This is a genomic window from Olivibacter sp. SDN3, assembly GCF_014334135.1.
Taxonomy (GTDB): Bacteria; Bacteroidota; Bacteroidia; order Sphingobacteriales; family Sphingobacteriaceae; genus Olivibacter.
Window position 1 is genome coordinate 965,476 of sequence record NZ_CP060497.1, and the last position, 13,808, is coordinate 979,283.

The window sequence follows — 13,808 nt, forward strand, 5'->3', positions numbered from 1 at the left end:
GCATATTACTATCTAAAACAATACACTTCCGATGTTTCGTTAAGGAGATAAACTTACTAAAATGAATGCTAGTATACTTCCACAGGGATTTTTAGCAAAATTGATTTTGTGTCCTTGCTCCACGTCTAGATCCGGGCGCGCTACGCTGAAGTCTCCGAGGTCGTGTCTGCAAAGAGTAAAACCTGTCTGGGCTTCGACGGCTTTTTGGATATGCATAAGCAATCTTGTGGCGTGATTGCAGCGAGCCTTACATTTGCATGGCGTATCCAAATGCTTAAGCCAAATCCTATTTCCACTAACATGGGAACCTCTATGGGAGCGATGCATACCTGGATATGGGGTAAGTATCTTCAGGAATTGTTGGAAGCGTCTGAACCGAAATCATTTAATTAAGCAGCGATCGCTGACTTTTTTAGTACTTCGGTTCTTTTCACTATGGGCCTAGCTTAAAAGTGGCAAGCTATACATATGAAATGAAGTATTATGCCAAAAAGAGCCTCCAGAATAATCGCTAAATTTTGGAGGCTCTTTTTAATATATAATATATAAGCTGATGTTCTATCGTTATTACTGGACTACCATTCTTGTTCCGTTGCAGGAGTCTCCTCTTCCAATACCGCAGGTTCTTCATCCGAAGTGTTTTCAGGCGCCTGATCAATCAGTTCCATAAATTGATCCAACTTCGGTGTGATTATAATCTGAGTCCGACGATTTTTCGCCCGCCCATCTTCCGTATCATTACTGGCTATCGGATTGTATTCTCCTCGCCCACCTGCAGTTAACCTTTTAGGACTCACACCATAATCATTTTGCAAGGCCTGCACCACTGACGATGCCCGGAGGGTACTTAAATCCCAGTTGTTACGTATATTGGTTTTCTTGATCGGCATAGTATCGGTATTACCTTCAATCAACACTTCATAATCTTTGTAATCCATAATGATCTTGGCGATTTTACCAAGCGTCTCACTAGCTTGAGGTGATATCTCGTAGCTTCCAGATTTATAAAGCATGTTATCTGAAAGCGAAATGTATACTACGCCTTTTAAGACCTGTACATCGACATCCTGAGTTTCTTCGCGGCTCAGTGAGCGTGTCAGATTATTAGTTAAGACCATGTTCAAGGAATCACTTTTATTTTTGGTATTTACCAAATGTTGGATATAGCGATTAGAAGCATTGATCTCATCTACCAGTTTGGATATATTAGCATTGCCCTGGCTGCTATTACTAAGGCATTTATCCAATGCTGACTGCAGAGAAGCCACATTAGCGCGATAAGTAGCTAGCTGTTCTTCTAAGCTTTTCACCCTAGATTGTGCATTCGATAGTTCGTGCTGACTATTTAAATATTTCAAGTCTAAGTCTTTATACTTGGTCTGCAGCTCCTGATGTTCGGTCTGCAATAGCGTATACTTTTTACTACCGCAACCTGTCATTGCCAATGCAAGTGCAAGAAAAACAACAAACAGGTTAAATATTTTACTCTTCATAACTATTCATTTAATCTATTATAAAAAAATACAGATTAATGAGTAGTAAAGATCATGCCAATTTTTTTTACCAGCGCATAAATACGCTGATAAATGGTATAAAAATGCTTTAATTCATTGAGCATTTTTTATCAAGCGGCCGTTTCTTCCAAAAAGAAGCCAGCAAAGAGCCGGTGACATTCATCAACGGTCCAAACACTGCCGGAGCTAAGCCTACGGTGGCTATTTTCCCCATCTCCTTCGCAATCCCTGAAGCCAGTCCGCCGTTCTGCATACCGGTTTCGATAGCAAGCGTCCGGCAGTCTCTTTCTTCCAACTTCAATAGTTTACCTACACCATAGCCTAATCCGTATCCTAATGTGTTATGCATGAAGACAAGGCATACTAACCATAAACCAATCTGTTTTAGACTTTCCTGTCCACTTGCGGTGATCACTACAATAATGCAGATTATACCGACCATGGAAAGCAGCGGCATGATAGATGTTAACCATAATTTCCCTTTAATGAGCTTATTAACGATCAAGCCCCCACCTATCGGAAGAATGACCATCTTTACAATATCCCACATCATAGCCATGGGGTCAATTGCAATAAAGGTACCTGCGAGGAATTTCATCAATAACGGTGTGGAAACAGGTGCTATTAAGGTGCTCATTGTGGTTATGGTTATGGATAACGCCAGATTAGCATTGGCCAAATAAGCGATGACATTGGACGCCATGCCACTGGGCGAGCACCCGATCAAGATTATTCCAGCCGCAATTTCTGTTGGCAGCTTACTTACGCTGGCAAGCATAAATCCCAGTAAGGGCATGATAGTCACTTGGCAAAGTACACCAATGCCCACCAATTTCGGTGTTTTTCCCACTGCTGCGAAATCCTTTACAGACATGGTTGTACCCATACCGAACATAATCAATTGAATGAATGGTGTGATCAAGCCAGTATAGTAAAAACCTTTATACCGAATGAAGTATTCGGGGTGGTACATCGCTAAGCACACTGCCGCAAAAATTAGTGTGGTGTAACTATACCCTTTGAAGGAGATATGGAATTTACACGCGAAAGCCAAGCTTACAAGCGCACCGACGAAAGACCAACCGGCGATCTGGTGGTTATTACCTAAGACTAGACCGGTGCCCGTTAGTAGTAGCAGCACCGCCAGCCCGAGAAAGACATAAAAGAGAATACGATGATCTTGTTTCATTTTGGTCGGTTTAATAGGGTTCGTTAGCTTTTCCATTGCTCACCAAGTTCGTTTAAGCATGAGTTCATCCAACTGTGCTTTATCAATTTGTGGCATTTCGGGATGTTTTCGTAACCATTCCACAAAGCGTTTTTTGATCGTCTCGGTCCATTGGTTGTCGATCTCTCCGGTGGTGTACTGTTCCGTCTGTATCATCTCATCTCCGAAAGCATCTCTTAGCTGAATAAACTCGGCCGTAACGATGACGTCTTCAGCCAAGTGTGCGGGAATGAAGAGCACCCCTTCTTCATTTGCCAGGACAAGATCGCCGGGCAGCACGGTTGCCTGTCCGATCCTGATCGCTGTATTTATTCCGTAGAGCACTGCATCTTCCAGGTATGACGGATCGAAGCCCCGAACAAATGCATTAAAACCGTCGATCTCCTTTAGCCCTTCTAGATCACGCACAGCGGCATCAAAGACAACACCGTTTTTTGATCTGCCATAGATGGATTTTCCCAGGGTCTGCCCGATCAGCGTGCCACCCTTTATCTTGCCAAAGCCGTCTGCCACATAGATATCGCCATCTACTAAAACATCAATTGGCCAGGAGTTATTGTTCCCTTTTCTGCCTTCATTTTCTCCCGTTTCGAGCACCAAAGATTCAAGATCTGGCCGACTGGGCATAAATTGAGCAGTAAGCGCCCTACCTACCATGTTTTGTTGTGGATGAATGATTTTCCAATTCCCTTCGAACTGATGGGCATACCCTTCATTCCGGAGTATCGTCCATGCGTCATCAAGGCCGACATGAGCGGCTCTTGATAATAGGGAATCCGACAAGCGCGGTCGTCCGTCCGAAAAACGTTCTCCTTGCCATTGTTTGGTTAGTCTAAGTATGGACGTTTTATCGAGGATCTGACCCAGCACCTGTGGTGTCCAGAGAGCCATAAGTAGCATCATGAGCCATAAACGGATTATCGGTAATTTCATCTGTTGCGTTATTTATTTTGGTTAAAATAAGTTGTATCGACGTTGTTTAAAGATTGTTCAACCCTATTCTTTTCTTTCTATATTTCAGTATATACTTAGGGTGTACGAACAACCAAAGGTTCTGCTATGCCATTGAGATCATAGACAATTTTGCCGTCTCGAATGGTAAGTTCACATTCCAATTTCTTTTGACCCTTGACTTTGGTGCCTTTATAATCGAAGTAGCCAAAATTTCCTTTTCTTACATGGAGGATGGCAATATCTGCCAATGCACCTACAGAAAGATGACCAAGGCTTTCCCTTTTTATGATTTGGGCGGGTTGCCAAGTGCTGGCAGCGATTACATTCGGTAAATCCATGCCCATAACCAAAAATTTAGACATGACGGTTAACATATCTTTCATCGCACCGTTCATACTGCCGATATGGATATCGGTACTAATGGCATCGGGATAAAACCCTTCCTTCACTGCAGGCACCGCCTGCGAAAAGGAAAAGCTAATTCCGCCATAACCCACATCAAATTTAATCCCTTTCTTACGCGCATCGTGCACAAAAGGTTTTACGCGTTTTTTCTCTATGTCTACAATATATTCCCGACCAGGAATCTCTGCAAAGGCATGCGTAAAAATGTCACCGGGACGTAGATGGTCAAAGAACAACTCCTGGATAGGCAAAGGCGGGTTTGCACCTCCAAAATCAACCATTACCGGTAAACCTCCCGCCAAGTCGCTCGCTTTAACCGCCTGGTCTACCGGAGCCCATGATCGTCCTTCAAAATGTGCGACTTTGAATCCTACGATATGTTCGGGATTATCCTTTGCCACTTTAGCAGCCAGGGAGGCCTCCATCTGGGTCGTATCTTGTTCAAAATGCCCTCCCCGCATGCCCTGTTTCGCTATATTCAAAAAGGCCAAAACACGAGTTTTAGACTGTTTAATGGTCTGTTCTTTATAGTAATAAAAAGTTTCCGCGCCAGGCGATCCTGCGTCTACTACGGTGGTCACACCATTACGCAGACTAAAGCCGTCGGGCGGAAAGGCATTGGGCCCGTTCATATATGCCTGATCGAGGTTCGTTCCCCAATAATGATGGGTATGAAGATCGATCAAACCTGGTGTAACGTAACTTCCAACGGCATCAACTAACTGTTTCCCCAGCTTCCCTTCTATTTCTGGCGCTACCTCAACAATACGCCCATCCTTTATAGCAACATCTCTCTTTTCATATATATTGTTTTTAGGATCAATGACGGTGCCGCCTTTGATCACTAGATCATACTGTTGCGCCCACAGCGTACCTCCATACAAAAACATGCCAACTGCTATGCAAAAAATCTTCTTCATAATAGTTTACCTTTTGGGCAATAAAATGCCCGGACAACCTATAGGTTGTTCATAAAACAATGACTATCAAACAATTAAACTTATCTTACTTCTACTATCATCTCGATTTCCACAGGAATGTTGTTAGGAAGTGAGCCAACACCTACCGCCGAGCGAGCATGCTTTCCTTTATCGCCGAACACTTCCACCATAAAATCGGAAAAACCGTTGATGACCTTGGGCTGATCTTTAAAATCTGCAGTTGCATTAACCATTCCCAGCACTTTCACGACACGAACCACTTTGTTCAAATCGCCAATCTCAGCTTTCAAAGCCGCTAATAATGATATGCCCACCAATTTTGCTGCTTGCTGTCCTTCTTCGATCGTTAAGTCCTGACCTACCTTTCCCTGCACTTGTCGTCCCTCGGGTAAATCCGGACCATGACCGGAGAGGTAAATTAAATTCCCTGTACGAACCGCGGGCAAGAAATTAGCAATCGGGGGTTTTGGTTTGGGTAAGGTAACACCTAAATCTGTCAAACGCTTCTCTACGTCTTGTGCAACATCTTGCCCCATAGCTATCATATGCCATCCGTGTACCGATAGACATAACAGCAGTAAATAAGCTTTCTTCATAATGAATTATTCTTTTACAATTTAAACATAAGCGATACAATCCATTTCCACTAAGGAATCTCCCGGTACGCCTCCGTAAGTAGCTACTGTAGTCCTTACTGGTGGCTTGTTTCCGAAACGACCTTTAAAAACCTCATTCATGGCTTTGTAATCTGCGAGATCTGCAAGATAAACATTTACCTTTAAGACCTTCTCCATGCTGGACCCTGCTTTTACCAGCTCTTCTTCCAACTCTTTCAATACGTGGTCGGTATGTGCTTTGACATCACCTTCGAAGTGTGCACCTTTACCGGCGACGAACAGCAGGCCGTTAAATTTTGTACAGCCGGAAAAAAGTGGTACATCATCTTGTTTTTTCACATTGAAAACTTCTTTGGCCGCCGGATGATTAGTTGTTTCAGTTGCTTTAGCCACGAGCCCAAAGCCAGTAACGCCTAATAGCGACGTGAATAATTTTTTCACTGCGGATCTACGTTCATTCTTTTTCATTGTTTCAAATATTTAATTTTAATTTATCTATTCTTATACACGAAGTATACAAATCTAAGTCTGCTATCATGTTAGCTCATAGCGGCTTTCAGATGTGCTGCAACTACCAAGTCCTGTCCTGGTTGCAGCATCCATGACGTGATGGTTATTTCATCATCTGTAGCGCTACCGATTTCTATGGATGGATTTCCGGCACGTAATTTCTCCTGTACCTCTACACCCTTAACACCGAGTTGGTCCGGGTTCCATTTAATATGCAGCGTGGGGGTTATATTTCCTAAAGGAGGTACGACAATTTCGGTAGACACGGTTGGCAACGACTGTACGGCTACCGCGATCTTTTTCACGCTTTCCTCCTGTTGTTGCCATTCTGCATCGTGGTCGGCCTGTATGAACTTTTCCAGGGCCATATACATTCCTAGGATCTCCTCTTTATTCACTTTCATTCCGCGGCCAATATTAAAACCACGGGGAGGCATACTCAACCGGGCGGCATCTATGAATTTTTTCTTTCCCATAAGAAGGCCTGCGCTTTGCGGGCCTCTAATGGCTTTACCTCCGGATACACAAACCAGATCGAAACCCATTTCGTGGAACTTCCACAGGTTTGATACCGGCGGAACATCAGCTGCGATATCAATCATCGTAGGTATATCAAACTCCCTTGCTATGCTCACCCACTCTTCATGCATGATCAGCCCTTGGTCGCTTTGGATATGAAGGAAAAAGAGCATCGCTGTCTTTGGATTTATGGCTTTACGCAGCTCTTCCGCCGTTTCTATTTGAACAATTTTACAGCCCGTATTGCGCAACGCGTGGGAATAAACGATATTATGCCCTTTCTGGCAGATGACTTCCGATTTCATGTCGGTTCCATCCAAATGAGGTAGTTGTTCCACCTTTTTTTCGTCCATACCGGTCAATATTCCGGCCAAGCCTAAGGTCATTGCAGAAAAACAACCTGACGTTACTACGGCAGATTCTGCTTTTACCAAGTTCGCAATCCTTTCGCCTACCTTGTCCTGCAATTCATCCAACATACAGAATGTGGTAGAACTACTATTGATCGTTTCCAAAACTTCAGGCCGCATCAAAGACCCCGTCATAGCGGTATACGTGCCTGCGGCATTGATAAAGGTACGCACACCTAACTCTTGAAATAAGTTCTTGGGAGATCCGACACGATGTTGTTCGATGGCATCTCTCCATAAGGGTTGCCCTACCGCACTGCCTATAGGCAGTACGGAAAGCAATTTTAGCAATGATCTTCTTTTCATCTGTAAATAATGTTTATCCATCGGTCAGATGGCACTTAACATGTTCCTTCTTGTATTTTATAAGTCTCGTTTTTTGATTATTGATCCCACCATACACGGCTGGTAAGCGCGTTCGTTCCCCCTTGCCTTTGTACCGCTTCCCGGAAATTTTCACCGTTATAGTTTTCTTCGGTCAGAGGTACGACAAAACGTCTCGGGACTGTGCCTCCCGTCAGATTACCAGGGTAGTTAACGGGCGTTAGTATAGGGTATCCGGTTCTCCGCCAGTTCGCAAAGATTTCGTACTCATCCTGTAGAAATAAGCTCACCCACAAATGCGTATACAGTTGCTCCAATTTATCTTCAAAGGTCCCGCTGCTGGCGAAAGGGTTTCCACTGAGGTAAAAATCGATCCGGTTTTGGGCAATTTCTGCATATGATCCGAACAAAGCCCATTGGCGCATCGCAGATTGCACCGCCTGCGTATAAAGCTCAGCGGCATCCGTATCATACCATCCCCTAAGACTCGCTTCCGCTAACAAGGTGTACATTTCTGTAGGGGTTAATACTAAATGTGGTGCATCGAAGCGAAGGATCGTATTCGGATTCGGTTCGGAGAAGGTGGCAAAATTTTCGGGGAACGAGTTGTACCGAGCGTTCGGCATGCCCATTTGCAGGCTGCTAGTGGTATCGGGCACAAAGGTTCCGGTAGCATTTCTTACCCGTACCACCGAGATCACATTTAACCGGGGATCGTTGGTGTTTTTCAAATGATTGATGAACGTTTCAGCCAGTTTTCCTCCTTCGATATTATCTACCGCCTGCTGATTGAGATAGTCTGTATTTAGTAAACCACTGGCAATAAAATTGCGTTGACTGATCTGTGAGCCATCCACATAAGCTATACGTGCTAGATCTACGTCAGCCAGTACTACTCCTCCTTCTATCGCTTTCCTTACCCAGCTCTCGGCTGCAGCGATGTCAACGTTCGTTAAACGCATGCCTAACCTGAGCATCAGTGAGTAAGCAAACTTCCGCCACTTCGCAATATCACCCCCATAGATCAGGTCTGCATTGCCATAACTGGGTAAGTCTGCATTTAGTGCTACCGCCGCCTCGTCCAGTTCTTTTAGCAGATCGGCATAAACAACGGATTGTTCGTCGTATTTGGGGCTATAGGTACCATTCAGTCCCAATCCTGATTCAAAATAAGGAATATCGCCGTAAAGGTCTGTCAGTCGATGAAAAATAAAGACTTTCCAGATTCTTGCAATGGAAAGGAGGTTGGTCTGCTCCGGATCTTCTGCTACGGCGTCCATTACTTTTTGTATTTCAATCACTGCTGTTGAATACGCTTCCCAGCTGGTGTAAGAATAGGTTTCGTTAAAATATTTATCGCCTGCTGCGGGAACTTCTTTGTAGGTAGCGGTCTGTTGCATCGATCCGCCGATAGTAAGATAAGCGGCTCCAATATAATTGTTGCTCACAGCGTCCAGTTGCGCTTTGGTGAACATATAACCAGGCACCACCGTAGTGGAGGCATTTGGATTTACATTCAAATCTTCCAGATCTTTGGTACAATTGCTGAACGTCAGGGCCAGTATAAAGACCAGATAAGGATATATTTTATTCATACAATAAAGTTTCATTATTACTACAATTAAAATTTGACGATTAGGTTAAGGCCCAAACTTCTGGTCCGAGGCACACCGAAAGCTTCCAGTCCCTGTGCATTGCTGTTAGAGTAGCTAGATTCGGGGTCGAAATACTTATTCCGTTTATCTTTATACAGGATAAAGAGGTTCCGCCCCACCAACGATATAGACGCACCCTGCAGTTTGTTGAGCCAATGGATCTTGTCTGTTGGCAAATTGTAGGATAATATCAATTGACGAAGTTTGATAAAGTCATTATCGAACATAAACATGGATGTATAGAATTTGTCGTTATCATAATAGGTATCAATCTCTTCCGGATTCCAGGTTTTGGAAAAGGCTTGGCCGTTCTGATCTACACCATTTACTGTCAGGCCTGTTTCTCTTCCGGGCAAGGTCTCTTCGGGTAATCCGAAGCGATAAGCATACTGAAAGAGGTTGGAATAAATCATGCTTCCAAATTTTCCATCGATTAATACATTGAGTGAAAAGTTCTTATAATTAAACGTATTGTTCAGCCCCATAATCAACGGCGGAACCCCTTGTCCTATCTCTTCCAAGGGCCCTCTCTCTGCATAGCCACTGGCGCTATTGAATACCGTTTGTCCATTTCCATCCGTCAATTTACGATAACCCCATAACGTCCCGTAAGGCCTACCAACGACATTTTGTATAGAGCCGCCTCCTACACCTTCCCCTACGGTAATGGCATTCAAGCCCTCTGCCAACTGTATGATTTCACTTTGATTATAGGCCAGGTTATAACTAATATCCCATTTGAAATTATCGTTCCGTATGGGTGTTCCATTAAGCAAGAGCTCGATACCTTTATTACTTAGTTGTCCGACATTGAGCAGCGCCCTGTTATAACCCGAGGCTTGGGAGATATTTGACTCGACAATGTCGTCTGTGGTTTTCCGGTTATAAAGTGTTACATCAACTCCTAAGCGATTATCGAGGAACTGGGCATCAACACCGAATTCGTATGTGGTTGACGTAAGCGGTCTCAGGCCAGGATTGGTTACCAAGTCGCTCGTTAATTCCTGTACCGGTCGCCCGTTATGGCCCCCTTGTACCATGCTATAGGTTTCATTCAGGATATAGGCATTGGGTGTAGCTCCTCCCACTTGTGCCCATGAACCCCTGAATTTTAACAGATTGAACAGCTCAGGTAGTTGAAAAGCATCACTGGCCACAAAGGTGGCTCCTACGGAAGGGTAAAATATGCTATTGTTTTGCGGACTTAACGTAGAAAACCAATCTTGTCTACCGGTCATGGTCAGGTAGGCATAGCTTTTAAAACCGATATCGGCGGACGCAAAAACAGAGTTAATGCCCGTCTTTTGATAAAGTGGCGTTGTGGTCAGAATATTCAGATTGGTATAGCTATAGAAATGAGGTACAGTGAATTCGCTTCCGTCAATGGCTGTCTGATCATACTCGTTCCGTTGGATATTTCCACCTGCCATAGCTGTTAGGCTAAAGTCTTCGCCAATAGAAGTATCGTAGTTCAAGGTTAACATGCCATTCGTTTCGGCTGAAGTAGCGCGCATGCTCTGGAAGGTTCCCAATGGTCGAAAGGCATTTCCGGTTGGTTGCACAGCCTCATTATACGACTGATAAAAATCACGGCTGGCACTGGCGCGAATATTAAGGTTATCAAGTATATCGTACTGCACACTCCCCTGTAAGATAAAGCGGTCTCTTTTGTCATAATTAGAAAACCTGTTTACAATAAACCAAGGGTTCGGTGCTTCCACTACCGGATTCCAGCGAACCTCATCTCCATTTTCATCATAACCTGGAGCGAGCGAGTTAATATCGACTGTGTTAGCGAGCATATACACCCCCCAAGCCGTATTATTATCGGCATACCCCACTTTTGGCCGGTTTGTTCCTTTATCAAAATTATATTGGGAAACTGCCTCTATATGTAGCCTCTTACCAACCTTAGCATTCACGGCTAAATTGGTGGTTAACCTATCATATGTTGAGTTTGGAACGATGGCTTTGGCATCGGTATTAGAAATACTTAGCCGGTAATTCAGCTCTTCAGAACCTCCGTTTAAAGCTAGGGAATTGATATAAGTTTGGCCGGTTTCATAAAAGCGGGCCGGGTTATCTTTTACCGGCGAATAGGGCCTGTATTGTCCGTCGAACTGGATATAGGGTTCACCATCCATCCGTGCGCCGTAAGAAAAGCGGCCTGTGGCGATAGCCTGTTCCTGCGTGGTAGGCTTTACGCCATCAAGTCCTTGGCCATAGATGTATTGCCATTCAGGATACATCGATGGTCGTTCGAAGGTAGAAGTACTATTAAATTCAACTCCTATCCCTTTTCTGGCCACGCCCTTTTTAGTTGTTATGAGAATTACACCGTTTGCTGCACGCGATCCATAAAGCGCAGACGCCGGACCTCCTTTCAATACCGATATCGACTCGATATCATCCGGGTTGATTCCTGCAATACCATCGCCTCTATCGACGTTCCAACCCATCCCTGAGGAGTTCGTTCCACCTCCGGGAATAGAGTTATCCATAGGCATACCATTAATCACATAAAGCGGCTGATTATTACCACTTAACGAACCATTCCCTCGGATAATTACACGACTTGAACCGCCAGGGCCAGTGGCCATACCAGCGACATCTACACCGGCTACCTTGCCTACCAAAGCATTCGCAACGTTCACTTCGCGAGCCTGTGTAAATTGATCACCTCCTACCTCTGCTACTGAATAGGCTAGGGCTTTCTTCTGTCGGGAAATCCCCAGCGCTGTAACCACCACTTCACTTAAAGATTGGTTGTCGGTGTCCATGACAACATCTATTGCCGTTTTTCCTTCTACGGCGACTGATTGTGAGACGTACCCCATATAGCTGAATTCAAGCGTTGCCGCTTGATCGGCATTAATGGTATAAAGACCATTCTCGTTGGTAACGGTGCCACTGGTTGTCCCTTTTACCCGGACACTTACGCCCGGCAGCGGATCTCCATTTTGATCTTTTACCGTACCGTTGATTGCTTTTTGTAATCCGCTGGATACGGATTGCCCTTTCACTTGCTGTATCGCTATCGTTTCAGCAATAATGCGGTAATTTAAGCGATGGTTATGCAGTACCTTGTTCAGTACCAGTTCTACATCGCTGTCTTGAAAATCCACACTAAGTGGTGGAATGTTATCAATGAGGTGCTCTTCATATAAAAATTTATAGTTTGTTTGACGCTCAATGCTCGTAAAAACCTCTTTCAATGAAACATTCTTCAATGAAATGTTAATCTTTTGCGCTATACTCCTAGCACTCACGGTGAGCGAGAACATGAAAGTCAGTGCGATTGTCAATTTCATGATCAGTTTAGCTTGTGAATAGTTTAGGCAATAGCTTTTACCAATAGGCTTTTGGCCTTTAGGAAAGTTATTCATAACTTTGAAAAGTTAAGGGATTATTAAATTATACAAATAGTCGTTTGAACCTTAATATGTCCAGAGGTATGGCAGTACTTCTGGATTTTTGGTTTTCATTCCGGTGATTTCTTAATGTTTCTTTTTTATTTCATATCATAATCGTGTTAAATGGTGATTAATCTGTTTCCTTCACATAGAGATTACGGCCGTCAATCTCAAATTTCATATCACTGATAAGCGTTAACATTTCACATACTTCAGCTAAGGTGGCGGATCTTTTGATTCCTCCTCTATATTTTTTATTTCTTATGCCAGGCCCATATGTAACTTGCAGATCATACCATCTGGCAATTTCTTCCATAATTTGTGAGGCATCTTCTCCATCAAAATAAAAGTACCCTTTCTTCCAAGCCGTGGCCTTCTCGATTCCAATATCCTTTATGGAGAGCATCTGCTCCTTTACCTCAGCCGTTTGCCCTGGAGATAACATCTTCTCCGTACCTACGGCATTTACTTTAATAGCACCCTCTGTAAGCGTGGTAACGAGCTTATCATTATACGTATTAACGTTAAATGAGGTACCAAGTGCTGTAATCAGCGAACCCTTGTATGCCACTTTAAAAGGACGATCAGCATCTTTCGCTACTTCAAAAAAAGCTTCACCACTCACGGCTACTCGCCTTTCATTTTCCCCGAATTGTACTGGAAATTCAATAGATGAAAAAGCATTTACCCACACTTTGGTGCCGTCTTCCAAGACGATACGATAGGTTCCCGACTTAGGCACCGTTAGTGAATGTACTTTATTTGCAAATGAAGTATATCGAGGACTGGAACTGTAAACAACCTCGCCATTACGGTCTTCCAACACCACATTATCATACTGATAGCTACGCTCTTCCTCTCCCAAAGGAAACACATCACCGTTTGCTAAAAATAACTTCGCCTGATTAGTTCCGGGGAGTACATCATTTTTATATTGTTTGGTTTTGTCTGCAATAATACCTGTATCGTTTTGTTTTTGAACAAACGGAGAAAAATAGAAATAAATGGAGATCGCAATGCAAAGGGTTAGGGCAATAGAAGCTACCAAACGAATATTTATCTTGAAAGTCTTTTCTCGGCTTCGTTCTTGTAGTTTTAACCAAGCCGCATCGGCATCAATGCTAGACAGAAAACGAATATCTTTTTCAACCCCTTGAGCATCTTTAAAGCTCTCCATCATTTCCTGATGAAGACGGTGCTTCTCACACCACTGCTGTAATTGACGATCTTCGGCTCCATCGCTTTGATTACGAAGAAATTTTACAATAAGTACGGCTATTCCAAAGGATTCTCTATCCATATTCAATTATTTTCTACC

Annotated in this window: 11 protein-coding genes; 1 reads left to right on the forward strand and 10 read right to left on the reverse strand. The window is 43.7% G+C overall.

Annotated features, from left to right (window positions below; genetic code table 11):
* Positions 1-162 precede the first annotated feature (162 nt).
* Positions 163-393 (forward strand): hypothetical protein, encoded by a 231-nt coding sequence (locus tag H8S90_RS03920; protein WP_187341289.1) that lies wholly within the window; start codon positions 163-165, stop codon positions 391-393.
* A gap of 182 nt (positions 394-575) precedes the next feature.
* Here H8S90_RS03920 and H8S90_RS03925 read toward each other — a convergent pair whose 3' ends face one another.
* The 10 genes from H8S90_RS03925 to H8S90_RS03970 form a co-directional block, all read right to left on the reverse strand.
* A complete protein-coding gene (locus tag H8S90_RS03925; protein ID WP_187341290.1) occupies positions 576-1,493 on the reverse strand; it encodes a flagellar motor protein MotB in 918 nt (305 codons plus the stop codon).
* Between the two features lie 109 nt (positions 1,494-1,602).
* The gene (locus H8S90_RS03930; RefSeq protein ID WP_187341291.1) at positions 1,603-2,703 is read right to left on the reverse strand and encodes a bile acid:sodium symporter family protein; all 1,101 of its coding nucleotides are present in this window, start codon (positions 2,701-2,703) and stop codon (positions 1,603-1,605) included.
* A 39-nt stretch (positions 2,704-2,742) separates the two neighbouring features.
* Positions 2,743-3,675, reverse strand: a complete 933-nt coding sequence (locus H8S90_RS03935) for an RraA family protein (protein WP_187341292.1) — start codon at positions 3,673-3,675, stop codon at positions 2,743-2,745.
* A 95-nt stretch (positions 3,676-3,770) separates the two neighbouring features.
* Positions 3,771-5,021: an amidohydrolase/deacetylase family metallohydrolase gene (locus H8S90_RS03940; RefSeq protein ID WP_187341293.1), complete on the reverse strand. Its 1,251-nt coding sequence runs from the start codon at positions 5,019-5,021 to the stop codon at positions 3,771-3,773.
* A gap of 80 nt (positions 5,022-5,101) precedes the next feature.
* Positions 5,102-5,638, reverse strand: coding sequence for a RidA family protein (locus tag H8S90_RS03945; RefSeq protein ID WP_187341294.1), 537 nt, complete (start codon positions 5,636-5,638; stop codon positions 5,102-5,104).
* 21 nt (positions 5,639-5,659) lie between these two features.
* The gene (locus H8S90_RS03950; RefSeq protein WP_187341295.1) at positions 5,660-6,127 is read right to left on the reverse strand and encodes a RidA family protein; all 468 of its coding nucleotides are present in this window, start codon (positions 6,125-6,127) and stop codon (positions 5,660-5,662) included.
* A 71-nt stretch (positions 6,128-6,198) separates the two neighbouring features.
* Entirely contained in the window at positions 6,199-7,404 is a 1,206-nt protein-coding gene (locus tag H8S90_RS03955) for an aminotransferase class V-fold PLP-dependent enzyme (RefSeq protein WP_187341296.1), read from the reverse strand.
* 77 nt (positions 7,405-7,481) lie between these two features.
* Complete coding sequence (locus H8S90_RS03960; RefSeq protein ID WP_187341297.1) at positions 7,482-9,017, reverse strand: SusD/RagB family nutrient-binding outer membrane lipoprotein; 1,536 nt, start codon at positions 9,015-9,017, stop codon at positions 7,482-7,484.
* Positions 9,018-9,043: 26 nt separating this feature from the next.
* The gene (locus tag H8S90_RS03965; protein WP_255501805.1) at positions 9,044-12,463 is read right to left on the reverse strand and encodes a SusC/RagA family TonB-linked outer membrane protein; all 3,420 of its coding nucleotides are present in this window, start codon (positions 12,461-12,463) and stop codon (positions 9,044-9,046) included.
* Positions 12,464-12,620: 157 nt separating this feature from the next.
* Positions 12,621-13,790, reverse strand: coding sequence for a FecR family protein (locus H8S90_RS03970; protein ID WP_187341298.1), 1,170 nt, complete (start codon positions 13,788-13,790; stop codon positions 12,621-12,623).
* Between the last annotated feature and the right edge of the window lie 18 nt (positions 13,791-13,808).

Coding starts and splice junctions, on each gene's coding strand:
- H8S90_RS03930 (WP_187341291.1), bottom strand. CDS start 2,703: ATGAAACAAGATCATCGTATTCTCTTTTATGTCTTTCTCGGGCTGGCG.
- H8S90_RS03950 (WP_187341295.1), bottom strand. CDS start 6,127: ATGAAAAAGAATGAACGTAGATCCGCAGTGAAAAAATTATTCACGTCG.
- H8S90_RS03965 (WP_255501805.1), bottom strand. CDS start 12,463: ATGAATAACTTTCCTAAAGGCCAAAAGCCTATTGGTAAAAGCTATTGC.
- H8S90_RS03935 (WP_187341292.1), bottom strand. CDS start 3,675: ATGAAATTACCGATAATCCGTTTATGGCTCATGATGCTACTTATGGCT.
- H8S90_RS03925 (WP_187341290.1), bottom strand. CDS start 1,493: ATGAAGAGTAAAATATTTAACCTGTTTGTTGTTTTTCTTGCACTTGCA.
- H8S90_RS03955 (WP_187341296.1), bottom strand. CDS start 7,404: ATGAAAAGAAGATCATTGCTAAAATTGCTTTCCGTACTGCCTATAGGC.
- H8S90_RS03960 (WP_187341297.1), bottom strand. CDS start 9,017: ATGAATAAAATATATCCTTATCTGGTCTTTATACTGGCCCTGACGTTC.
- H8S90_RS03945 (WP_187341294.1), bottom strand. CDS start 5,638: ATGAAGAAAGCTTATTTACTGCTGTTATGTCTATCGGTACACGGATGG.
- H8S90_RS03970 (WP_187341298.1), bottom strand. CDS start 13,790: ATGGATAGAGAATCCTTTGGAATAGCCGTACTTATTGTAAAATTTCTT.
- H8S90_RS03940 (WP_187341293.1), bottom strand. CDS start 5,021: ATGAAGAAGATTTTTTGCATAGCAGTTGGCATGTTTTTGTATGGAGGT.